General features: G+C 56.6%; 13 protein-coding genes, 1 tRNA gene and 3 rRNA genes. 7 read left to right on the plus strand and 10 right to left on the minus strand.

Annotated features, from left to right (window positions below):
* The first annotated feature begins 25 nt into the window (after positions 1–25).
* The 4 genes from ACR809_RS24105 (at position 26) to ACR809_RS24120 (ending at position 3,769) form a co-directional block, all read left to right on the plus strand.
* Entirely contained in the window at positions 26–826 is an 801-nt protein-coding gene (locus tag ACR809_RS24105; RefSeq protein WP_002884608.1) for a PTS mannose/fructose/sorbose transporter subunit IIC, read from the plus strand.
* Positions 827–837: 11 nt separating this feature from the next.
* On the plus strand, positions 838–1,662 hold the full coding sequence (locus ACR809_RS24110) for a PTS system mannose/fructose/sorbose family transporter subunit IID (RefSeq protein ID WP_048994158.1): 825 nt from the start codon (positions 838–840) through the stop codon (positions 1,660–1,662).
* 72 nt (positions 1,663–1,734) lie between these two features.
* Complete coding sequence (gene sorE / locus ACR809_RS24115; RefSeq protein ID WP_008807323.1) at positions 1,735–2,967, plus strand: L-sorbose 1-phosphate reductase; 1,233 nt, start codon at positions 1,735–1,737, stop codon at positions 2,965–2,967.
* Entirely contained in the window at positions 2,960–3,769 is an 810-nt protein-coding gene (locus ACR809_RS24120) for a shikimate 5-dehydrogenase (protein WP_122051615.1), read from the plus strand. Before sorE ends, ACR809_RS24120 begins: the two co-directional genes overlap by 8 nt.
* Positions 3,770–3,858: 89 nt before the next feature.
* Here ACR809_RS24120 and ACR809_RS24125 read toward each other — a convergent pair whose 3' ends face one another.
* Together ACR809_RS24125 and metH are read right to left on the minus strand one after the other, a co-directional pair.
* Positions 3,859–5,490 (minus strand): Na/Pi cotransporter family protein, encoded by a 1,632-nt coding sequence (locus tag ACR809_RS24125; RefSeq protein WP_004177864.1) that lies wholly within the window; start codon positions 5,488–5,490, stop codon positions 3,859–3,861.
* 129 nt (positions 5,491–5,619) lie between these two features.
* The gene (gene metH / locus ACR809_RS24130; RefSeq protein WP_004151753.1) at positions 5,620–9,303 is read right to left on the minus strand and encodes a methionine synthase; all 3,684 of its coding nucleotides are present in this window, start codon (positions 9,301–9,303) and stop codon (positions 5,620–5,622) included.
* A 194-nt stretch (positions 9,304–9,497) separates the two neighbouring features.
* On the opposite strand from metH, the gene iclR reads away from it, so the two are divergent.
* Entirely contained in the window at positions 9,498–10,328 is an 831-nt protein-coding gene (iclR, locus tag ACR809_RS24135) for a glyoxylate bypass operon transcriptional repressor IclR (RefSeq protein ID WP_002884578.1), read from the plus strand.
* Between the two features lie 50 nt (positions 10,329–10,378).
* On the opposite strand, the gene aceK is transcribed toward iclR, so the two are convergent.
* The 4 genes from aceK to metA all read right to left on the minus strand — a co-directional run bounded on the left by aceK (position 10,379) and on the right by metA (position 16,441).
* Positions 10,379–12,163 (minus strand): bifunctional isocitrate dehydrogenase kinase/phosphatase, encoded by a 1,785-nt coding sequence (gene aceK / locus ACR809_RS24140; RefSeq protein ID WP_122051616.1) that lies wholly within the window; start codon positions 12,161–12,163, stop codon positions 10,379–10,381.
* A gap of 102 nt (positions 12,164–12,265) precedes the next feature.
* A complete protein-coding gene (aceA, locus tag ACR809_RS24145; protein WP_002884570.1) occupies positions 12,266–13,570 on the minus strand; it encodes an isocitrate lyase in 1,305 nt (434 codons plus the stop codon).
* Positions 13,571–13,649: 79 nt separating this feature from the next.
* Positions 13,650–15,251, minus strand: coding sequence for a malate synthase A (gene aceB, locus ACR809_RS24150; protein ID WP_002884559.1), 1,602 nt, complete (start codon positions 15,249–15,251; stop codon positions 13,650–13,652).
* 260 nt (positions 15,252–15,511) lie between these two features.
* Entirely contained in the window at positions 15,512–16,441 is a 930-nt protein-coding gene (metA, locus tag ACR809_RS24155) for a homoserine O-acetyltransferase MetA (protein ID WP_004146576.1), read from the minus strand.
* Between the two features lie 156 nt (positions 16,442–16,597).
* Between metA and ACR809_RS24160 the strand changes: the two genes are divergently transcribed.
* Positions 16,598–17,059 (plus strand): acetyltransferase, encoded by a 462-nt coding sequence (locus ACR809_RS24160; protein ID WP_004178258.1) that lies wholly within the window; start codon positions 16,598–16,600, stop codon positions 17,057–17,059.
* Between the two features lie 194 nt (positions 17,060–17,253).
* On the opposite strand, the gene rrf is transcribed toward ACR809_RS24160, so the two are convergent.
* From rrf to ACR809_RS24180, 4 genes are all read right to left on the minus strand, one after another.
* Positions 17,254–17,369: ribosomal RNA gene (gene rrf, locus ACR809_RS24165) — 5S ribosomal RNA — on the minus strand.
* A 97-nt stretch (positions 17,370–17,466) separates the two neighbouring features.
* Positions 17,467–20,369 (minus strand): 23S ribosomal RNA (locus ACR809_RS24170).
* 190 nt (positions 20,370–20,559) lie between these two features.
* Positions 20,560–20,635 (minus strand) — tRNA-Glu (locus ACR809_RS24175).
* 86 nt (positions 20,636–20,721) lie between these two features.
* Positions 20,722–22,261: ribosomal RNA gene (locus ACR809_RS24180) — 16S ribosomal RNA — on the minus strand.
* Together the 16S, 23S and 5S rRNA genes with 1 tRNA gene alongside form the textbook arrangement of a ribosomal RNA operon.
* A 627-nt stretch (positions 22,262–22,888) precedes the next feature.
* Between ACR809_RS24180 and purH the strand changes: the two genes are divergently transcribed.
* Positions 22,889–24,478 (plus strand): bifunctional phosphoribosylaminoimidazolecarboxamide formyltransferase/IMP cyclohydrolase, encoded by a 1,590-nt coding sequence (purH, locus tag ACR809_RS24185; RefSeq protein WP_002884359.1) that lies wholly within the window; start codon positions 22,889–22,891, stop codon positions 24,476–24,478.
* Positions 24,479–24,480: the final 2 nt, after the last annotated feature.

Genomic DNA, 24,480 nt, shown 5'->3' on the forward strand with positions numbered 1-24,480 from the left:
ACTCACACCTTAAAGGTCATAAATTATGGAAATTAGTACCCTACAGATAATAGCCATATTTATTTTTTCCTGTATTGCCGGAATGGGCAGCGTGCTGGATGAATTTCAGACCCATCGGCCCCTTATCGCCTGTACCGTGATTGGCCTCATCCTGGGCGATTTAAAAACCGGGGTTATGCTCGGCGGTACGCTGGAGCTGATCGCCCTCGGCTGGATGAACGTGGGGGCAGCGCAGTCGCCAGATTCGGCGCTGGCCAGCATTATCTCCGCCATTCTGGTGATTGTGGGCCACCAGAGCATTGCCACCGGTATCGCCATTGCTCTGCCGGTGGCCGCCGCCGGGCAGGTGCTGACCGTTTTCGCCCGTACCATTACCGTGGTGTTCCAGCACGCCGCGGACAAAGCGGCCGAGGAGGCGCGCTTTCGCACCATCGACCTGCTGCATGTCTCCGCACTGGGGGTGCAGGCACTGCGCGTGGCAATCCCGGCGCTGGTGGTCTCGCTGTTCGTTAGCGCGGATATGGTCAGCAGTATGCTCAGCGCGATCCCGGAATTCGTCACCCGCGGCCTGCAGATTGCCGGTGGTTTCATTGTCGTCGTGGGCTACGCGATGGTGCTGCGAATGATGGGCGTGAAATACCTGATGCCCTTCTTTTTCCTCGGTTTTCTCGCCGGGGGTTATCTCGACTTCAGCCTGCTGGCCTTCGGCGGCGTGGGCGTCATCATCGCGCTGATCTACATCCAGCTCAATCCACAGTGGCGTAAGGCTGAACCCGCCGCCTCCACTGCCCCCTCTGCCCCCGCCCTTGACCAGCTTGACGACTAATGGAGCCGAAAATGGAACAGAAAAAAATCACGCAAGGCGACCTGGTGAGCATGTTTCTCCGCTCCAACCTCCAGCAGGCCTCCTTTAACTTCGAACGTATTCATGGCCTGGGGTTTTGCTACGACATGATCCCGGCGATCAAACGCCTGTATCCGCTCAAAGCCGATCAGGTCGCGGCGCTGAAGCGTCATCTGGTGTTCTTTAATACCACGCCGGCGGTGTGTGGCCCGGTGATCGGCGTCACCGCCGCCATGGAGGAGGCCCGGGCTAACGGCGCGGCCATTGACGATGGCGCTATCAACGGCATCAAAGTGGGTCTGATGGGCCCGCTGGCCGGCGTCGGCGACCCGCTGGTCTGGGGCACGCTGCGGCCGATTACTGCGGCCCTTGGCGCCTCGCTGGCCTTCACCGGCAACATTCTGGGACCTTTGTTATTTTTCTTTATTTTCAATGCAGTGCGGCTGGCAATGAAGTGGTACGGCCTGCAACTGGGCTTCCGTAAAGGGGTCAATATCGTCAGCGATATGGGCGGTAACCTGCTGCAGAAGCTGACCGAAGGCGCCTCCATTCTCGGCCTGTTTGTCATGGGGGTGCTGGTGACCAAATGGACCACCATCAATGTGCCGCTGGTGGTTTCCCAAACGCCCGGTGCAGACGGCGCCACCGTCACGATGACCGTCCAGAACATCCTCGATCAGCTCTGCCCCGGCCTGCTGGCGCTGGGCCTGACGCTACTGATGGTGCGTCTGCTGAACAAGAAAGTGAATCCGGTCTGGCTGATTTTCGCCCTTTTCGGCTTAGGCATTATCGGCAACGCCCTCGGCTTTCTGTCCTGATTATTCCGCCCCGGCGATGCCGGGGTGACGTCAACAACATAGCCCCGAAAGATTAAGGGGATGAGGTGGTTTATGCAAACAACAACGGCCCTGCGCCTGTATGGCAAACGAGACCTGCGCCTGGAAACCTTTACCCTCCCGGCGATGCAGGACGATGAGATCCTCGCCCGGGTGGTCACTGACAGCCTGTGCCTTTCTTCATGGAAAGAGGCCAATCAGGGGGCCGATCATAAAAAGGTGCCAGATGATGTGGCCACCAGGCCCATTATTATCGGCCATGAATTCTGCGGCGAAATCCTCGCCGTCGGTAAAAAGTGGCAGCATAAGTTTCAGCCAGGGCAGCGCTACGTGATCCAGGCCAACCTGCAGTTGCCCGACCGACCCGACTGCCCCGGCTACTCGTTCCCATGGATCGGTGGCGAAGCCACCCATGTGGTGATCCCCAATGAGGTGATGGCGCAGGATTGCCTGCTCACCTGGGAGGGGGATACCTGGTTTGAAGGATCGCTGGTCGAGCCGCTCTCCTGCGTCATTGGCGCCTTCAACGCCAACTATCATCTGCAGGAGGGGAGTTACAACCACGTGATGGGGATCCGTCCTCAGGGGCGCACCCTGATCCTGGGCGGGACGGGGCCAATGGGGCTGCTGGCCATCGACTATGCGCTACACGGCCCCATCAACCCTTCACTACTGGTAGTGACCGATACCAATAAGCCGAAGCTCAGCTACGCCCGCCGTCATTACCCCTCTGAGCCGCAGACGCTGATCCACTACCTCGACGGCCATGAGGCCAGTCGCGATACGCTGCTGGCGCTCAGCGGTGGCCATGGCTTCGACGATATCTTCGTGTTTGTGCCAAACGAACAGCTGATCACTCTGGCCTCCTCGTTGCTGGCCCCGGACGGCTGCCTGAATTTCTTTGCTGGCCCCCAGGATAAGCAATTCAGCGCCCCGATCAACTTCTACGACGTGCACTACGCCTTTACCCACTACGTCGGCACCTCCGGCGGCAATACTGACGATATGCGCGCCGCGGTGGCGCTGATGCAGGCGAAAAAGGTCCAGACGGCGAAAGTGGTCACCCATATTCTCGGCCTGAACGCCGCGGGCGAAACCACCCTCGATCTGCCTGCCGTCGGCGGGGGGAAAAAGCTGGTGTATACCGGAAAAGCCTTCCCGCTCACGCCGCTTGGCGAGATCGCCGATCCCGAACTGGCAGCGATTGTGGCGCGTCACCATGGGATCTGGTCCCAGGAGGCTGAAGCGTATCTGCTGGCCCACGCGGAGGATATTACGCATGATTAACCGCGATACGCTGCTGTGTATCTCTCTGGCGGGTCGCCCCGGCAACTTCGGCACCCGCTTTCATAACTATCTGTATGACAAGCTGGGGTTGAACTATCTCTATAAAGCCTTTACGACAACGGATATTGAGGCGGCGGTAAAAGGGGTCCGCGCATTGGGTATCCGCGGCTGTGCGGTCTCCATGCCGTTTAAAGAGAGCTGCATACCGTTTCTTGACGCGATCGACCCGTCGGCAAAAGCCATCGACTCCGTCAACACCATCGTCAATGACGACGGGAAGTTAACCGGGCTAAACACCGATTACATCGCGGTTAAAAGTCTGATCGCCAGCCATCGGCTCGATACCAACGCCAGAGTGATGATTCAGGGTAGCGGCGGCATGGGGAAAGCCGTCATTGCCGCCTTCCGTGATGCCGGTTTCCGCGACGTGATCATTGCGGCCCGCAATCGCCAGCGCGGCCTGGCGCTGGCAAAACAGTATGGCTTTCAGTGGCAGCCCCTGCCCGAAGGGATCGCAGCCGAGATTCTGGTCAATGTCACACCGCTGGGCATGGCGGGGGGAGCGGAAAGCAACACGCTGGCGTTCAGCGAGGCCATGGTGGCCCAGGCCAGCGTCGTGTTTGACGTGGTCGCGTTGCCGGCGGAAACTCCGCTGATCCGCCTGGCGCAACAACGGGGTAAGCAAACCATCAGCGGTGCGGAAGTTATTGCCCTGCAAGCCGTCGAGCAGTTCGCCCTTTATACCGGCGTACGGCCGGATAATGCGCTGGTGGCAGAAGCCTCGGCGTTTGCCAGAAGCTAGTGTCTCCCTCCCGGGAAAGGCGTCAGCCACCTCCCGGGAGGGCTATCGCGCCACAAAAGAAGCGACATAAACGGGGAAAATAACCCGTCTTAGTAGTCATCCCGTTCGTCGTCTTCATCCGGCTGCTCCATCACGCTGTAAGCCACCGAGCAGAACAGGCTGTTCAGACGCTTCATATCCCCCAGCAGCGCCAGGTGCAACGTACTGGTTTCGATGCTCTGCACGTTCTGCTGATGCAGACGGTCAACGTGCGCATGCGAGTAGCGGCGGTTAAGAATGCGGAACCGGTGTTTGCTGCGCCGCAGGCGGCGGGCGCTGGGCACATCGCTGGAGAAGAAGACCGACATCGCCAGCTGCAGGTTGCTGAGCAGCAGATCGTACAGGGCGTCCAGCTCCTTTAACCCTTCTACCGAGAAGGCGCGCCGCGCAGCCAGCGATTTATCGGCGATCTCGCTGCCCATTCGCTCGACGATATCGGACGCCTGTTCGAGGTTTAACGACATCTCAATAATTTCCGCCCAGCGCCGGGATTCCTCTTCCGCCAGCTCATCCTTTGGCATTCGCGCCAGATAGAGCTTAATAGCGGTGTAAAGTACGTTGATATCATCCGCCATACGGCGCAGCTCTTTCTCCTGACGCGGTTCGCCATGCATCACCTTGTGCAGGCTCTCCAGCATCTGCTCCATCGCGTCACCAATGCGCAGCGTCTCACGCGCGGCATTGGCCAGCGCCAGCGCCGGGGTGTCCAGCGCCGACGGGTCGAGATGCTTGGGTTTTAGATGGTTATCCAGCTCGGGCTCATCGCGGATCAGACGCTGGCACAGCTTCGCCATCGGTCCGGCAAAGGGCACCATCGCGATGCAGCGCAGCAGGTTGTAAAAGACGTGGAAGTAGATAACCAGCTCGGACTCGGCCAACGGCAGCTTGTGCATCGCCGCGGCCAGCGGATGGACGAACGGCAGAATAATCAGGCTCCCCACCAGCTTAAACAGCAGGCTGCCCAGCGCCACCCGGCGCGCCGCCGCGTTCGCCGCGCTGTTGTTAAGCATCGCCAGCAGCCCCGATCCCAGGTTGGCGCCAATCACCAGACACAGCGCCACCGGGAAAGAGATCGCTCCCGCCGCGGTCAGCGTCGCCGTTAACAGCACCGCCGCCAGGCTGGAGTAGCTAATGATTGCAAATACGGCGCCAATCAAAGCATCCAGCATGATATCCCCGGTCAGCGAGGCGAAAATCACCTGCACGCCGTTCGCCTGGGTTATGGGGTGTACGGCCTGGACAATCAGCTCGAGGGCCAACAGGATCAGCCCCAGACCAATCCCCACCCGTCCAAGCTGCCCAGCGCGGGTCTGCTTGCGGCCGAGGAAGAAAATCACCCCGATAAATATCAACAACGGCGACAGCCACGACAGGTCGAAGGTCAACACCCTCGCCATCAGCGCCGTCCCGACGTCGGCCCCCAGCACCATCACCAGCGCTGGCATCAGACCCACTAAATCCTGGGCGACAAATGAGGTCACCAGCATGGTGGTGGCGTTACTGCTTTGCACCAGCGCAGTCACGCCAAGACCCGCGCAGAAGGCGAGCGGCTTTTTCTCTACGCTGCTACTGAGAACGGTACGCAGGCGAGCGCCATAGACGCGCATCACCCCGGTACGCACGATATGCGTGCCCCACACCAGCAGAGCAACCGCGGACAACAGGTGTAGCAGAGTTAACACGGAATCAGCTTCTCCTTATCGTTATAGGTTTTCCGAAGTTCAGGAACCTATCTCAGTATAAGGGGTTAACCTCAATAAAGAGACAAGGCGCTCACAGAGCGCCTTGTTTGTTGTAAGGAAAGATGACGACTAGTCCGCATCATAGCCCAGATTAGGCGCTAACCAGCGCTCGACCTCCGCCGGCGTCATTCCTTTGCGCAGCGCGTAATCTTCGACCTGATCGCGCTGGATCTGCGCCACGGCGAAGTACTTGCTATCCGGATGGCTGAAGTACCAGCCGGAAACCGATGCGCCCGGCCACATGGCGAACGATTCGGTGAGCTTCATGCCGGTATGGGCTTCGACGTCCAGTAGCTGCCAGATGGTCCCCTTTTCGGTGTGCTCCGGACAGGCCGGATATCCCGGCGCCGGTCGGATCCCCTGGTAGTTCTCGCGAATAAGCTCCTCATTGCTGAGGTTCTCATTAGCCGCATATCCCCAGTAAACCTTGCGCACTTTCTCATGCAGATACTCGGCAAAGGCCTCCGCCAGGCGATCGGCGATGGCCTTGATCATGATCTTGTTATAGTCATCATGCTGCGCTTCATAGGCGTCCGCCAGCGCGTCCTCTTCCAGGCCGCCGGTCACGGCGAAGGCGCCGATGTAGTCCGCCTTGCCGCTCAGCTTCGGCGCGACAAAATCGGCGAGGCAGTAGTTGGCGAAGCCGACCTTCTCCGTCTGCTGGCGCAGATGATGGCTCACCGTCAGCACGTGGGTGCGGGTTTCATCGCGATAGATTTCAATATCGTCGCCCACGCGGTTGGCCGGGAACAGACCCACCACGCCGCGCGGGTTCAGGGTTTTCTCTGCGCTCAGCTTATCCAGCAGCTCGTTAGCATCTTTGAACAGGCGCTGCGCCTCTTCCCCTACCACTTCATCTTCCAGAATGCGCGGATATTTACCCGCCAGCGACCAGGTCATGAAGAACGGCGTCCAGTCGATGTAGTTGCGCAGAGTCTCGATACTGGCTTCCACCGTCTGTACTCCCAGACGATGAGCCACCGGCGGCGTGTAGCTCTCCCAGTCAAAGGCCAGATCGTTTTCCCGCGCGGCGGCAAGGGTCACCGGCGGCGTACGCGGTTTTTTACGCCCATGCTGGATACGCACCGTTTCATACTCTTTGCGCGTGCGGGCGACAAACTCGTCGCGCTGCGTGTCCGAGAGCAGCGCAGACACCACGCCGACGGTGCGCGAGGCGTTCTGTACGTAAACGGTCGGGCCGCTGTAGTTCTGCTCGATTTTCACCGCCGTATGCGCTTTCGAGGTGGTCGCGCCGCCTATCAGCAGCGGGATGGTAAAGCCCTGGCGCTCCATCTCTTTCGCCACATTAACCATCTCGTCCAGCGATGGGGTAATCAGCCCGGAAAGACCAATTAGATCCGCGTTTACCTCTTTGGCCGTTTTGAGAATTTTATCCGCCGGGACCATCACGCCAAGATCGATGATTTCGTAGTTATTGCACTGCAGCACCACGCCGACGATGTTTTTGCCAATGTCATGAACGTCGCCTTTTACCGTGGCAATCACCATTTTGCCGTTACTGGAGCCCTGCTCTTTACTGGCTTCAATAAACGGCTCAAGGTAGGCCACCGCCTGTTTCATTACACGGGCGGATTTCACCACCTGCGGCAGGAACATTTTGCCTTCGCCGAACAGATCGCCGACCACGTTCATGCCGTCCATCAGCGGCCCTTCAATGACCTCAATCGGGCGGGCGGCCTGCTGACGCGCTTCTTCGGTGTCCTGTTCGATAAATTCGGTAATGCCCTTAACCAGCGAATATTCGAGGCGTTTTTTCACTTCCCAGGTGCGCCACTCCGCCTGCTGGGCATTCGCGCCGTCGTCCGCTTTGCTGCCGCGATATTTTTCCGCCAGCTCAAGTAACCGTTCGGTACTGTCATCGCGGCGGTTGAGGATCACGTCTTCGACCGCGTCGCGCAGCTCGCCCGGGAGGTCATCATAGATGGCCAGCTGACCGGCGTTGACGATCCCCATGTCCATGCCGTTGCGGATCGCGTAGTAGAGGAATACGGCGTGGATCGCCTCACGTACCGGGTCATTACCGCGGAAGGAGAAGGAGACGTTGGAGACCCCGCCGGAGATTAACGCATGCGGCAGCTCGCGTTTGATGTCTTCGCAGGCGCCGATAAAGTCCTGTGCGTAGTTGTTATGCTCTTCGATACCGGTGGCGACGGCAAAGATATTGGGGTCGAAGATAATATCTTCCGGCGGGAAGCCGACCTCTTCGGTGAGGATTTTGTAGGCGCGACGGCAAATCTCTATTTTACGTTCGCGAGTGTCGGCCTGACCAACCTCGTCGAAAGCCATCACCACCACCGCGGCGCCGTAGCGGCGAACCAGTTTCGCATGGTGGATAAAGGATTCGACGCCCTCTTTCATCGAAATCGAGTTAACGATGCCTTTGCCCTGAATACATTTCAGGCCCTTTTCAATGACTTCCCACTTGGAGGAGTCAATCATGATCGGCACGCGGGCAATGTCCGGCTCGCCGGCAATCAGGTTAAGGAAACGCACCATCGCCGCTTCCGCGTCGAGCATCCCCTCGTCCATGTTGATATCGATAATCTGCGCGCCGCTTTCCACCTGCTGACGCGCAACGTCCAGCGCTTCGCTGTACTTCTCTTCTTTAATCAGCCGCTTAAATTTCGCCGAGCCGGTGACGTTAGTTCGTTCACCGACGTTAACGAACAGGCTATCGTCGCCGATATTCAACGGCTCCAGGCCGGCGAGGCGGCAGGCCACCGCAATTTCCGGCAACTGACGCGGCGGCAGGCCCGCTACCGCCCGGCTCATGGCGGCGATATGCTCCGGGGTGGTACCGCAGCAGCCGCCAACGATATTGAGGAAACCGGCTTCCGCCCATTCGCGAATTTGCGTCGCCATGGTGTCGGCGTCCAGATCGTATTCGCCGAAGGCGTTGGGCAGGCCGGCGTTCGGGTGCGCGGTGACGTAGCATTCGGCAATGCGCGACAGCTCCTGGACGTACTGCCGCAGCTCGTCCGGCCCGAGGGCGCAGTTCAGACCAAACGATAAGGCTTCGGCGTGACGCAGCGAGTTATAAAAGGCTTCGGTGGTCTGTCCGGAAAGCGTGCGGCCAGAGGCATCGGTAATGGTCCCGGAGATCATCAGCGGCAGGTCAACGCCTAACGCCTCCAGCTCCTCTTTCACCGCATAGATGGCCGCTTTAGCGTTCAGAGTATCAAACACCGTTTCAATCAGGATCAGATCCACGCCGCCTTCCACCAGCGCACGGGTGGATTCGCGATAGGCGGCCACCAGCTGGTCAAAGGTAATATTACGGAACGCCGGATCGTTCACATCAGGCGAGATAGAGGCGGTGCGGTTGGTCGGGCCAAGCACGCCCGCGACATAGCGCGGTTTTTCCGGCGTGCGGGCCGTCCAGGCGTCGGCGCTGGCGCGGGCCAGCTTCGCCGCGGCAAAGTTGATCTCGGCCGACAGGGATTCCATCTGGTAATCCGCCATCGCGATGGTCGTCGAGTTAAAGGTGTTGGTCTCAATGATATCCGCGCCGGCCTCGAAATAGGCGTCGTGGATCTCGCGGATCACTTCGGGTTTGCTGAGCACCAGCAGGTCGTTGTTGCCTTTCAGGTCGCACGGCCAGTCAGCAAAGCGCTCACCGCGAAAGTCCTGCTCACTCAGACGATAGCCCTGGATCATGGTGCCCATGCCCCCATCCAGAACCAGAATACGTTCTTTTAACTGCTGATGCAGTTGCTCAACTTTGCTGCTCACACTTGCTCCCGACAACGCTCGACTCAGGCCAAATAGCCAACAAACCATACTGGCATAAACCACCGGAGCGGAAAAGACAACAACGGGCAATATGAGACATGTTCAGCTTCACTCCTCCGATGAGTCCGGTTGTGATTGCATTATTGCCAAATAAAACGAAAATTATTTCCACGATACAGAAAAAGGAGTTCGCGATGGCCACTACCCCCATTCCCGCGAAACGCGGCAGAAAACCCGCGGCTGCCACTGCCCAGCAGGCTGGCGGTCAGGTTCAGTCGCTGACCCGCGGCCTGAAATTACTCGAATGGATTGCCGAGTCCCACAGCAGCGTCGCGCTGACCGAACTGGCGCAGCAGGCGGGTCTGCCCAACTCCACGACTCACCGTCTGCTAACCACCATGCAACAGCTGGGCTTCGTCCGCCAGGTTGGCGAGCTGGGTCACTGGGCCGTCGGGGCGCATGCTTTCGTGGTCGGCAGCAGCTTTCTACAAAGCCGCAATCTGCTGGCCATTGTCCACCCGATCCTGCGCCAGCTGATGGAAGATTCCGGTGAAACGGTGAATCTGGCGGTGCTCGACCAGAGCGACCACCAGGCGATCATTATCGATCAGGTGCAGTGCACCCAGCTGATGCGGATGTCGGCGCCAATCGGCGGTAAACTGCCGATGCACGCTTCCGGCGCCGGGAAGGCGTTTCTCGCGCAGCTGAGCGAAGAGCAGGTCACCAGTCTGCTGCACCGTAAAGGGCTGCATGCCTATACGCATGCCACGCTGGTCTCCCCGCTGCATCTGAAGGAAGATTTAGCCCAGACCCGCAAGCGGGGCTACTCTTTCGATGATGAGGAGCACGCGCTCGGCCTGCGCTGCGTCGCCGCCTGCATTTACGATGAACATCGCGAACCGTTCGCGGCAATCTCCATCTCAGGCCCCATCTCGCGTATGACCGATGATCGGGTGACTGAGCTGGGCGCGCTGGTGATCAAGGCGGCGAAGGAAGTGACGCTGGCGTATGGCGGGGTTAAATAAAAAAATGCCCCAGAGGGGCATTTTAAGTAGGCCTGATAAGCGTAGCGCCATCAGGCAGATCGGCGCACCTTGCCGGATGGCGGCGTAAACGCCTTATCCGGTCTACTGTCGGCGCCATAGCGCACGCTAAAACGCTGCTTGCGCCGGTAGGCGTAGACATCTTCCACATGGCCGTTTTTAATCCGCATCTGCAGTGCGCGCCAGTAGTCGGCGCGCAGCAGGTCGGCATGCATCTCTTCAAACAGTGGCCCAATGCGCGGGTCGGCGCACAGCCAGTGGCGGAACTCCTCCGGAAACACATCGCCAGGCGAAACGCTGTACCACGGCTCGCTGGCCAGCTCATCCTCCGGATAGCGCGGCGGCGGGATCTCGCGAAAATTCACTTCCGTCATATAGCAGATTTCATCATAGTCGTAGAACACCACCCGGCCATGGCGGGTGACGCCGAAGTTTTTAAATAACATATCGCCGGGAAAGATGTTGGCGGCGGCCAGCTGGCGGATAGCATTGCCATACTCTTCTACCGCATCACGCAATGCCTGGCCGTTAACCTGCTCCAGCCACAGGTTGAGCGGCACCATTCGCCGTTCAATATAGAGATGGCTGATGACGATGCGGTCGCCGAGATCGGTGAGTTTGTTCCCCGCTTCCGCCTGCAGCAGCGCCAGCAGCGCCGGCGCGATTTGCCGTTTATCCAGCACGAAATTTTCAAACTCCTGGGTGTCCGCCATCCGCCCGACGCGGTCATGCTCCTTTACCAGCTGATAGCAAGCCCGCACATGGGCGGCGGTCATCTCTTTCTGCGGCGCGAAGCGGTCCTTGATCACCTTAAACACCCGGTCAAAGCCCGGCAGGGTAAACACCAGCATCACCATCCCGCGAATACCCGGCGCTTCAATAAACTGCTCATCGCAGCGAGTAATGTAGTGTAGATATTCGCGATAGCTTTCGGTTTTGGCGTGCTTCTGACAGCCAATCGCCATGTACAGCTCGGCCGTCGTTTTACCCGGCAAGATCTCGCGCAGCCATTCCACCAGGGCGCCGGGCAACGGCGCATAAATCATAAAATAGGAACGCGCGAAGCCAAAAACGATACTCGCTTCGGCATGGGTTGTGAGGCAGGTGTCAACAAACAGCTCACCCTCTTCGCTGCGATGGATCGGCAGCAAAAAAGGCAGCGTCGCCATCGGCATGACCAGTTTGCCCACCAGCCAGGCGGCTTTATTGCGGTAGAACAGCTCATTGGCGACCTGCAGATGACAGGTGGCGAGCAGTTCCTCCCCCAGCGCCTCCTGCAGACTGGCAATGATATAGCCGATATCCCGCGCTTTGTTTTGCCACGGTAGCCGCAGCGGCAGATCGGACAGTGCTTTACCCAGCAGGTGCGACCAACCGCGTTCCGGAAAGAAATCTTTCGCCAGCGGTCGCGGGAGGGTACGAAAGGGTCGCTCGGGCTGCGAGCTGAAAATAAAGAGCCGCTCGGGGGTCAGCGAGCGGTGGTCAAACAGGCGGCAGTAGACCGAATTGAAAAAGCTCTCAGCAATTTCAAAGCGAGGGTAATCCGGTAAAAGTTGGGTGTACTGCTGTTTCACCCGCAGAAGAAAATCGACGTCGGTGCTTTTCCCTTCGGTGATGCAGCGCAGCTGCTCTACTACCAGACCCACGTGGTGATCGTAGAGATGGATCCGCTGCTTCATCGCCTGCTGCACGGCGTGCCAGTCAGCCTGTTCAAAGCGCTGCTGCGCGCCGGAAGTGACTTCAAGAAAACGCCCATACTGCGCGTCAAATCCCTGCAATATCGTTTGGGCAATCAGTAATTCAAGACCACGCGTCATCGCTTTCCCCCATCCGGCGCCACGTCATGCCGGAAGGCGCGCTCGCTTATCCGGCCTGCGTCCTCTTGCAGGCCCGGTCAGCGTCGCGCCACCGGGCATGGCTTAAAACTGCTCTTCTTCGGTCGAGCCGGTCAGCGCCGTTACCGACGAGGTGCCACCCTGGATAATGGTGGTGACCTTGTCGAAGTAGCCGGTGCCCACCTCCTGCTGATGCGAGACGAAGGTGTAGCCTTCCGGCCCGGCGGCGAATTCCGGCTGCTGCACTTTCTCAACATAGTGGCGCATCCCCTCACCCTGAGCGTAGGCATGGGCGAGGTCGAACATGTTGAACCACATGCTGTGGATCCCCGCGAGGGTAATAAACTGGTATTTGTATCCCATGTCCGACAGCTGCTGCTGGAAGCTGGCGATGGTTTTATCATCAAGATTTTTCTTCCAGTTAAACGACGGCGAGCAGTTATAGGCCAGCAGTTTGCCCGGGAAACGCGCATGGATAGCCTCGGCAAAGCGGCGCGCCTGCTCGAGATCCGGTTTCGACGTTTCACACCACACCAGATCCGCATACGGCGCGTAGGCCAGCCCGCGGCTGATCGCCTGCTCGATCCCGGCGTGGGTGCGGAAGAACCCTTCGCTGGTGCGATCCCCGGTAATAAACTCACGATCGTACGGATCGCAGTCTGAGGTAATTAAATCCGCGGCGTCGGCATCGGTACGGGCGATGACCAGCGTCGGGACCCCCATCACGTCGGCCGCCAGACGCGCCGCCACCAGCTTCTGAATCGCTTCCTGAGTCGGAACCAGCACTTTACCGCCCATATGGCCGCACTTCTTCACCGATGCCAGCTGATCTTCGAAGTGAACAGCCGCTGCACCGGCTTCAATCATCGATTTCATCAGCTCAAAGGCGTTCAGGACGCCGCCAAAACCGGCCTCCGCATCCGCCACGATCGGCAGGAAGTAGTCGATAAAGCGCGGATCGTTCGGTTCAATTCCCGCTGACCACTGGATCTGATCGGCGCGGCGGAAGGTGTTGTTGATCCGATCCACCACCGCCGGTACCGAGTTGGCCGGATACAGCGATTGATCCGGATACATGCTGGACGCCAGGTTAGCATCCGCCGCCACCTGCCAGCCGGAGAGATAAATGGCTTCGATACCCGCCTTCGCCTGCTGCAAGGCCTGGCCGCCGGTCAGCGCGCCGAGACTGTTGACGTACCCTTTTTTCGCCTCCCCGTGCAGCAGACGCCACAGTTTCGCAGCGCCAAGCTGCGCCAGCGTGCATTCCGGATTCACCGAGCCGCGTAACTTCACCACCTCTTCCGCGCTGTAGGGACGGGTAATGCCTTCCCAGCGCGGGTTCGTCCATTCTTTGTTTAATTCTTCGATTTGTTGGGTACGGGTTTTCATGTGCAGATGCTCCATATAATTTCCTGGCTCCCCAGGCTCATAGGTGAAGGACTAAATGGCGAACCACACCATCTGGCGATTAGGCCAGCAGGCGGTAGCCCGGCAATGTCAGAAAATCAATTAGCTCGTCGGAGGTGGTGATCTGCTCCATCAGTCGCGCCGCATCGTCAAAGCGGCCGTGGCTGAAGCGGTGCTCTCCCAGCTCCTCCTGAATCACCATCAGCTCTTCCGCCAGCCACTGGCGGAACAGCGCCTTAGTGACCGGGGTACCGTCGTTCAGGGTTTTCTGATGATGGATCCACTGCCAGATAGAGGTGCGCGAGATCTCGGCCGTTGCGGCGTCTTCCATCAGGCCATAAATCGGTACGCAGCCGTTGCCGGAGATCCACGCTTCGATGTACTGCACCGCCACGCGAATGTTGGCGCGCATTCCGGCTTCCGTGCGTTCGCCCTCGCAGGGAGCCAGCAGTTGTTCAGCGGTAATTGGCGCATCCTCGCTCCGGGTGACCGAGAGCTGATTCGGCTTATCGCCCAACACGCGGTCAAACACCGCCATGGCGGTATCCGCCAGGCCCGGGTGGGCGATCCAGGTCCCATCGTGACCGTTGTTGGCCTCCAGCTCTTTATCGGCGGTGACTTTACTCAGCACCTGGCGGTTACGTTCGGTATCTTTGCTCGGGATAAACGCCGCCATACCGCCCATCGCAAACGCGCCGCGTTTGTGGCAGGTCTTAATCAACAAGCGTGAGTAGGCGCTGAGGAAGGGTTTATCCATCGTCACCACCTGCCGGTCCGGCAGTACGCGATCCGGATGGTTTTTCAGCGTCTTGATATAGCTGAAGATGTAATCCCAGCGGCCGCAGTTCAGGCCAACAATATGGTCGCGCAGCGCATGCAGGATCTCATCCATCTGGAACACCGCTGGCAGCGTCTCAATCAGCAGCGTGGCCTTGATGGTGCCGCGCGGCAGGTCAAAGCGATCTTCCGTAAAACTGAAGACATCGTTCCACCATGCCGCCTCCTGCCAGGCCTGTGTTTTTGGCAGATAGAAGTAGGGACCACTTCCTTTCGCCAGCAGCGCCTGGTAGTTATGAAAGAAATAGAGCGCAAAATCGAACAGGCTGCCGGGGATGGCCTCATTACGCCAGGTCACATGCTTTTCCGGCAGATGCAGGCCGCGCACACGGCATACCAGCACAGCGGGATTGGGCTGCAACTGATAGATTTTGCCGGCCTCGTTGGTGTAGCTGATGGTTCCGTTCACGGCATCGCGCAGGTTGATTTGACCATCAATGACTTTGCGCCAGTCAGGCGCCAGCGAATCCTCAAAGTCCGCCATAAAGACTTTGACGTTGGCATTCAGCGCGTTAATGACCATCTTGCGCTCGACGGGGCCGGTGATTTCCACGCGGCGATCCTGCAAATCAGCCGGGATACCGCGAATAGTCCAGTCGCCATTTCTAATGGAAGCAGTTTCCGAAATAAAATCCGGAAGCTGCCCGTCGTCAATAGCCTGCTGTTGCTGCAAACGAGCGGCCAGCAGCTTATTGCGCGCCGGCGTAAAGCGGCTCACCAGTTCCGTCAGAAATTCTACCGCCTCAGGCGTTAAGATCTGCTTCTCCTGCTCGCCATAGGGCTGACTAAAGGCCAGTTCATCGGTGATTGTCGCCTGCTGCGTCATTGTGCTGCTCCTCTTGGTTGATCCGCTGGAAGCGAGCGAAAGATCGTTGTGCAGTTTTCGCTCAGCACAATTAAGACTACTCAATTAATTTCCAAAATCAAAAACAATTTCCATTTTAATTTTAATTTATCATTAACACATTGATAACAATGAAATTAAAGTTATCCTCGCGTATGAAGTGAATTTCGGAAATAAAAAAGGCACCCGAAGGTGCCAGAGGCAAAATGCTGAAACGCTTTAGGATCGTCTCACGTAGAGTATTATTCCAGCGTCGGATTCATATGACGCAGATCGTATGGCGTAATCTGGTAGACGTAATAGTTAAGCCAGTTAGCGAACAGCAGATTGCCGTGGCTGCGCCAGGTGGCGCGCGGTTTGTTCTGCGGGTCGTTTTGTGGGAAATAGTTATGAGGTATCTCAGGGTTCAAACCGGCTTCCACATCGCGGAAATATTCGCTTGCCAGGGTATTGGCATCGTACTCCGGGTGGCCGGTGACAAAGGCGATGCGCTTATCTTTGCTGGCGAACAAATACGCATCGCCCTCTTCCGTCTCCGCGAGGATCTCGAGATCGGTATAGTCGCGAATAAGTCCGGCCGGAAAATCAGCATAGCGTGAGTGCGGGGCCAGGAAAGAGTCGTCGAAACCGCGGGTCAGTAAGGCGTGCGGATGAAGAATATGGTGTTCATAGACGCCGGAAATCTTTTCGGCGCGGGTCTGCTTGGGAATGCCGTACAGAATGTTCAGCGCGGCCTGAACCGCCCAACAGACGAACAGCGTCGAAGTGACGTGATCCTTGGCCCACTCCAGCACCTGTTTGATCTGCGGCCAGTAAGCAACATCGTTAAACTCAACCAGGCCTAAAGGAGCGCCGGTAACAATCAGGCCGTCAAAGTTCTGATCGCAGATCTCATCGAAATTACAGTAAAAGTTATTCAGATGCTCCGCAGGGGTATTACGCGACTCGCGCGCATCGATACGTAATAACTGGATATCCACCTGCAGCGGAGAGTTTGATAGCAGACGCAGGAACTGATTTTCCGTCTCGATTTTCTTCGGCATCAGGTTGAGGATTAACACCTTCAGGGGGCGGATTTCCTGAGTCGTTGCACGTGTTGTCGTCATTACGAAGACGTTTTCATTGCGCAAGAAATTGACGGCTGGCAGCTCGTCCTGCACCCGAATTGGCATAACTGTATTACCTCATAGCATACGTATAAACGTTTAGACATCCAGATAGCTGAAGATAACCAGGAATCGGGTGAATGTCGAGTCTGCATGTTCACGGTGAGAAAATTTCACGGCGCTTGTTGAGTTAGAATATAAGAATGTAGAAAAGGAGAAAGTATGGTTATTAACATCCGCCGTTCCCGGCCTGATGAAGGGGATAAACTGACTGCGATCTGGTGTCGGTCGGTCGACGCCACGCATGATTTTCTGACAAAAGCGTATCGAAAGGAGCTGGAGGAGATGGTACGCGCATTTTTACCGGAGGCTCCGCTGTGGGTGGCGGTTAATACGGAAGACCAGCCGATCGCCTTTATGCTGCTGACCGGAGATCATATGGATGCGCTGTTCGTCGATCCGGATGTCCGCGGCTGTGGCGTGGGGAAGTTGCTGATTGAGCATGCGCTGTCGTTAACGCCGAAGCTGACGACCAATGTAAATGAGCAGAATGAACAAGCGGTCGGGTTTTATCAGAAGATGGGTTTTAGGGTGACAGGGCGCTCTGAAACGGACGATCTGGGGCAACCGTATCCGTTATTGAATTTGATGTATGAGCAGCAGGCTGAAGCAGACTACGATTGACGTCGGTAACTTTGCGGCATTGATGTCCCCTCGGCCAGCAGGTGGCCGAGGATCTGTAGCCCCGGTAAGCGCAGCGCCACCGGGGGAGATATACCCCACACAGCAAAAAAACCCGCACCTTTCGGGACGGGGTTCTTTTTAAACGCAAAAACAAAAAGCCCGGTCTTTCGACCGGGCTTTCTGCTTTATTTGATGCCTGGCAGTTCCCTACTCTCACATGGGGAGACCCCACACTACCATCGGCGCTACGGCGTTTCACTTCTGAGTTCGGCATGGGGTCAGGTGGGACCACCGCGCTAGTGCCGCCAGGCAAATTCTGTTTTATCAACACGTCTCACCAACGTATCGATTAATCTGTATCAGAGCTGAAAATTCTCTCAAATCCGCCAAAACATCTTCGGCGTTGTAAGGTTAAGCCTCACGGTTCATTAGTACCGGTTAGCTCAACGCATCGCTGCGCTTACACACCCGGCCTATCAACGTCATCGTCTTTAACGTTCCTTCAGGAGACTTAAAGTCTCAGGGAGAACTCATCTCGGGGCAAGTTTCGTGCTTAGATGCTTTCAGCACTTATCTCTTCCGCATTTAGCTACCGGGCAGTGCCATTGGCATGACAACCCGAACACCAGTGATGCGTCCACTCCGGTCCTCTCGTACTAGGAGCAGCCCCCCTCAATTCTCCAGCGCCCACGGCAGATAGGGACCGAACTGTCTCACGACGTTCTAAACCCAGCTCGCGTACCACTTTAAATGGCGAACAGCCATACCCTTGGGACCTACTTCAGCCCCAGGATGTGATGAGCCGACATCGAGGTGCCAAACACCGCCGTCGATATGAACTCTTGGGCGGTATCAGCCTGTTATCCCCGGAGTACCTTTTATCCGTTGAGCGATGGCCCTTCCATTCAGAACCACCGGATCACTATGACCTGCTTTCGCACCTGCTCGCGCCGTCACGCTCGCAGTCAAGCTAGCTTATGCCATTGCACTAACCTCCTGATGTCCGACCAGGATTAGCTAACCTTCGTGCTCCTCCGTTACGCTTTGGGAGGAGACCGCCCCAGTCAAACTACCCACCAGACACTGTCCGCAACCCCGGTAAGGGGCCAACGTTAGAACATCAAACATTAAAGGGTGGTATTTCAAGGTTGGCTCCACGCAGACTGGCGTCCACGCTTCAAAGCCTCCCACCTATCCTACACATCAAGGCTCAATGTTCAGTGTCAAGCTATAGTAAAGGTTCACGGGGTCTTTCCGTCTTGCCGCGGGTACACTGCATCTTCACAGCGAGTTCAATTTCACTGAGTCTCGGGTGGAGACAGCCTGGCCATCATTACGCCATTCGTGCAGGTCGGAACTTACCCGACAAGGAATTTCGCTACCTTAGGACCGTTATAGTTACGGCCGCCGTTTACCGGGGCTTCGATCAAGAGCTTCTCCTTACGGATAACCCCATCAATTAACCTTCCGGCACCGGGCAGGCGTCACACCGTATACGTCCACTTTCGTGTTTGCACAGTGCTGTGTTTTTAATAAACAGTTGCAGCCAGCTGGTATCTTCGACTGGTCTCAGCTCCATCCGCAGGGACTTCACCTACACACCAGCGTGCCTTCTCCCGAAGTTACGGCACCATTTTGCCTAGTTCCTTCACCCGAGTTCTCTCAAGCGCCTTGGTATTCTCTACCTGACCACCTGTGTCGGTTTGGGGTACGATTTAATGTTACCTGATGCTTAGAGGCTTTTCCTGGAAGCAGGGCATTTGTTACTTCAGCACCGTAGTGCCTCGTCATCACACCTCAGCCTTGATTATCCGGATTTGCCTGGACAATCAGCCTACATGCTTAAACCGGGACAACCGTCGCCCGGCTAACATAGCCTTCTCCGTCCCCCCTTCGCAGTAACACCAAGTACAGGAATATTAACCTGTTTCCCATCGACTACGCCTTTCGGCCTCGCCTTAGGGGTCGACTCACCCTGCCCCGATTAACGTTGGACAGGAACCCTTGGTCTTCCGGCGAGCGGGCTTTTCACCCGCTTTATCGTTACTTATGTCAGCATTCGCACTTCTGATACCTCCAGCATGCCTCACAGCACACCTTCGCAGGCTTACAGAACGCTCCCCTACCCAACAACACATAGTGTCGCTGCCGCAGCTTCGGTGCATGGTTTAGCCCCGTTACATCTTCCGCGCAGGCCGACTCGACCAGTGAGCTATTACGCTTTCTTTAAATGATGGCTGCTTCTAAGCCAACATCCTGGCTGTCTGTGCCTTCCCACATCGTTTCCCACTTAACCATGACTTTGGGACCTTAGCTGGCGGTCTGGGTTGTTTCCCTCTTCACGACGGACGTTAGCACCCGCCGTGTGTCTCCCGTGATAACATTCTTCGGTATTCGTAGTTTGCATCGGGTTGGTAAGTCGGGATGACCCCCTAGCCGAAACAGTGCTCTACCCCCGAAGATGAGTTCACGAGGCGCTACCTAAATAGCTTTCGGGGAGAACCAGCTATCTCCCGGTTTGATTGGCCTTTCACCCCCAGCCACAAGTCATCCGCTAATTTTTCAACATTAGTCGGTTCGGTCCTCCAGTTAGTGTTACCCAACCTTCAACCTGCCCATGGCTAGATCACCGGGTTTCGGGTCTATACCCTGCAACTTAACGCCCAGTTAAGACTCGGTTTCCCTGCGGCTCCCCTATACGGTTAACCTTGCTACAGAATATAAGTCGCTGACCCATTATACAAAAGGTACGCAGTCACACCATAAAGGTGCTCCCACTGCTTGTACGTACACGGTTTCAGGTTCTTTTTCACTCCCCTCGCCGGGGTTCTTTTCGCCTTTCCCTCACGGTACTGGTTCACTATCGGTCAGTCAGGAGTATTTAGCCTTGGAGGATGGTCCCCCCATATTCAGACAGGATACCACGTGTCCCGCCCTACTCTTCGAGTTCACAGCCTGTGCATTTTGGTGTACGGGACTATCACCCTGTACCGTCGGACTTTCCAGACCGTTCCACTAACACACAAGCTGATTCAGACTCTGGGCTGCTCCCCGTTCGCTCGCCGCTACTGGGGGAATCTCGGTTGATTTCTTTTCCTCGGGGTACTTAGATGTTTCAGTTCCCCCGGTTCGCCTCGTTAACCTATGTATTCAGTTAACGATAGTGCAACGAATTGCACTGGGTTTCCCCATTCGGACATCGCCGGCTATAACGGTTCATATCACCTTACCGACGCTTTTCGCAGATTAGCACGTCCTTCATCGCCTCTGACTGCCAGGGCATCCACCGTGTACGCTTAGTCGCTTAACCTCACAACCCGAAGATGTTTCGTAAAACATCATCGTGTCGCGAAAATTTGAGAGACTCGAACACACATTGACTGTGTGTCGTTTCAATTTTCAGCTTGATCCAGATTTTTAAAGAGCAAATATCTCAAACGTCACCCGAAGATGAGTTTTGAGATAGTTCGGCACGCGTCTTTCACTCACGAACCAGCAAGTGGCGTCCCCTAGGGGATTCGAACCCCTGTTACCGCCGTGAAAGGGCGGTGTCCTGGGCCTCTAGACGAAGGGGACACTGAAGTCTCAATCGCAAGACGCCTTGCTTCTTTACGTTCATCAGACAATCTGTGTGAGCACTACAAAGTGCAGGTTCTTTAAGGTAAGGAGGTGATCCAACCGCAGGTTCCCCTACGGTTACCTTGTTACGACTTCACCCCAGTCATGAATCACAAAGTGGTAAGCGCCCTCCCGAAGGTTAAGCTACCTACTTCTTTTGCAACCCACTCCCATGGTGTGACGGGCGGTGTGTACAAGGCCCGGGAACGTATTCACCGTAGCATTCTGATCTACGATTACTAGCGATTCCGACTTCATGGAGTCGAGTTGCAGACTCCAATCCGGACTACGACATACTTTATGAGGTCCGCTTGCTCTCGCGAGGTCGCTTCTCTTTGTATATGCCATTGTAGCACGTGTGTAGCCCTGGTCGTAAGGGCCATGATGACTTGACGTCATCCCCACCTTTCTCCAGTTTATCACTGGCAGTCTCCTTTGAGTTCCCGGCCTAACCGCTGGCAACAAAGGATAAGGGTTGCGCTCGTTGCGGGACTTAACCCAACATTTCACAACACGAGCTGACGACAGCCATGCAGCACCTGTCTCACAGTTCCCGAAGGCACCAATCCATCTCTGGAAAGTTCTGTGGATGTCAAGACCAGGTAAGGTTCTTCGCGTTGCATCGAATTAAACCACATGCTCCACCGCTTGTGCGGGCCCCCGTCAATTCATTTGAGTTTTAACCTTGCGGCCGTACTCCCCAGGCGGTCGATTTAACGCGTTAGCTCCGGAAGCCACGCCTCAAGGGCACAACCTCCAAATCGACATCGTTTACGGCGTGGACTACCAGGGTATCTAATCCTGTTTGCTCCCCACGCTTTCGCACCTGAGCGTCAGTCTTTGTCCAGGGGGCCGCCTTCGCCACCGGTATTCCTCCAGATCTCTACGCATTTCACCGCTACACCTGGAATTCCACCCCCCTCTACAAGACTCTAGCCTGCCAGTTTCGAATGCAGTTCCCAGGTTGAGCCCGGGGATTTCACATCCGACTTGACAGACCGCCTGCGTGCGCTTTACGCCCAGTAATTCCGATTAACGCTTGCACCCTCCGTATTACCGCGGCTGCTGGCACGGAGTTAGCCGGTGCTTCTTCTGCGGGTAACGTCAATCGCCAAGGTTATTAACCTTAACGCCTTCCTCCCCGCTGAAAGTGCTTTACAACCCGAAGGCCTTCTTCACACACGCGGCATGGCTGCATCAGGCTTGCGCCCATTGTGCAATATTCCCCACTGCTGCCTCCCGTAGGAGTCTGGACCGTGTCTCAGTTCCAGTGTGGCTGGTCATCCTCTCAGACCAGCTAGGGATCGTCGCCTAGGTGAGCCATTACCCCACCTACTAGCTAATCCCATCTGGGCACATCTGATGGCATGAGGCCCGAAGGTCCCCCACTTTGGTCTTGCGACGTTATGCGGTATTAGCTACCGTTTCCAGTAGTTATCCCCCTCCATCAGGCAGTTTCCCAGACATTACTCACCCGTCCGCCGCTCGTCACCCGAGAGCAAGCTCTCTGTGCTACCGCTCGACTTGCATGTGTTAGGCCTGCCGCCAGCGTTCAATCTGAGCCATGATCAAACTCTTCAATTTAAGTTTGATGCTCAAAGAATTAAACTTCGTAATGAATTACGTGTTCACTCTTGAGACTTGGTATTCATTTTTCGTCCGAGGACGTTAAGAACCCATGTCACTTTGAGTGCCCACACAGATTGTCTGATAAATTGTTAAAGAGCAGTTGCGACGCGCTTTAGCGCTCTGTCGCGAGGTGGCGTATATTACGCTTTCCTCTTTCAGAGTCAACCCGTTTTTCAGGATTTTTCTCTGCAACCGAACCGGCTGTTTGTGTGAAGTGATTCACATCCGCCGTGTCGATGGAGGCGCATTATAGGGAGTTCTCGAGCGTCCGCAATAGAAAAATGGCAGAAAAATGACTGACTGCTGCATTCCCCAGCAAAACCCCGCTTTATACCTCGTTACACACAGAATTATCCACAGGAGAGCGTAAAAACATGACCGCTAGCCCCGTGGATCGCCAGCTATATAGAAGGAGAATCACCGGCCTGGAGAGAAACATAAAAATTCGCGAGCGTTGCGCAAACGTTTTCGTTACAATGCCGCGCTATGACACGGATGCCCGGTTGGGTGCGTTAGGTGAGTTTTTAGGCAAAAACTCACCTAACGCTCTCTGTAATGTTCAAATCCTGGGGATTTAATACCATGCAACAACGTCGTCCAGTCCGCCGCGCTCTGCTCAGTGTTTCTGACAAGGCCGGTATCGTCGAATTCGCGCAGGCGCTTTCCGCTCGTGGTGTCGAGCTGCTGTCCACCGGCGGCACCGCTCGCCTGCTGGCAGATAAAGGCCTGCCGGTTACCGAAGTCTCTGACTACACCGGTTTCCCGGAAATGATGGATGGACGCGTGAAGACCCTGCATCCGAAAGTACACGGCGGCATCCTCGGTCGTCGCGGTCAGGATGACGGTATCATGCAGCAACACGGTATCGCGCCTATCGATATGGTTGTCGTGAACCTTTACCCGTTCGCCCAGACCGTCGCTCGTGAAGGGTGCTCGCTGGAAGACGCGGTGGAAAACATCGATATCGGCGGCCCGACTATGGTGCGCTCTGCGGCGAAGAACCATAAAGATGTCGCCATCGTGGTTAAGAGCAGCGACTACGACGCCATCATTAATGAGATGGACGCCAACGAAGGTTCCCTCACGCTGGCCACCCGCTTCGACCTCGCCATTAAAGCCTTCGAACACACCGCCGCTTACGACAGCATGATCGCCAACTACTTCGGCAGCATGGTTCCGGCCTATCACGGCGAAAGCAAAGAAGCCGCTGGCCGCTTCCCGCGTACCCTGAATCTGAACTTCATTAAGAAGCAGGATATGCGCTACGGCGAAAACAGCCACCAGCAGGCGGCTTTCTATATAGAAGAGAATGTAAAAGAGGCCTCCGTGGCGACCGCCACTCAGCTGCAGGGCAAAGCGCTCTCCTATAACAACATTGCCGATACCGATGCGGCGCTGGAGTGCGTGAAAGAGTTCAACGAGCCGGCCTGCGTTATCGTCAAGCATGCCAACCCGTGCGGCGTTGCCGTCAGCGACTCGATTCTTGACGCCTACGATCGCGCTTACAAAACCGACCCGACCTCCGCGTTCGGCGGCATCATTGCCTTTAACCGCGAGCTGGATGCTGAAACCGCGCAGGCGATCATCTCTCGCCAGTTCGTCGAAGTGATCATCGCGCCGTCCGCCAGCGAAGAAGCGCTGAAAATCACCGCCGCGAAGCAGAACGTCCGCGTACTGACCTGCGGCCAGTGGGATACTCGCGTTGCCGGCCTCGATTTCAAACGCGTTAACGGTGGTCTGCTGGTTCAGGACCGCGATCTCGGCATGGTCACCGCAGGTGAACTGCGCGTGGTCAGCAAACGTCAGCCAACCGAGCAGGAACTGCGCGATGCGCTGTTCTGCTGGAAAGTGGCGAAATTCGTCAAATCCAACGCCATCGTTTATGCCAAAGATAATATGACCATCGGTATAGGCGCCGGTCAGATGAGCCGCGTCTACTCGGCGAAAATCGCCGGAATTAAAGCCGGTGATGAAGGTCTGGAAGTGAAAGGTTCCGCCATGGCCTCTGACGCTTTCTTCCCGTTCCGCGACGGCATCGATGCCGCAGCCGCGGTAGGCATCACCTGCGTTATTCAGCCGGGCGGCTCTATCCGTGACGACGAAGTGATTGCCGCCGCTGACGAACACGGCATCGCCATGATCTTCACCGACATGCGCCACTTCCGCCATTAATT

Source organism: Klebsiella sp. CD33, from assembly GCF_051992865.1.
Lineage (GTDB): Bacteria > Pseudomonadota > Gammaproteobacteria > Enterobacterales > Enterobacteriaceae > Klebsiella > Klebsiella pneumoniae.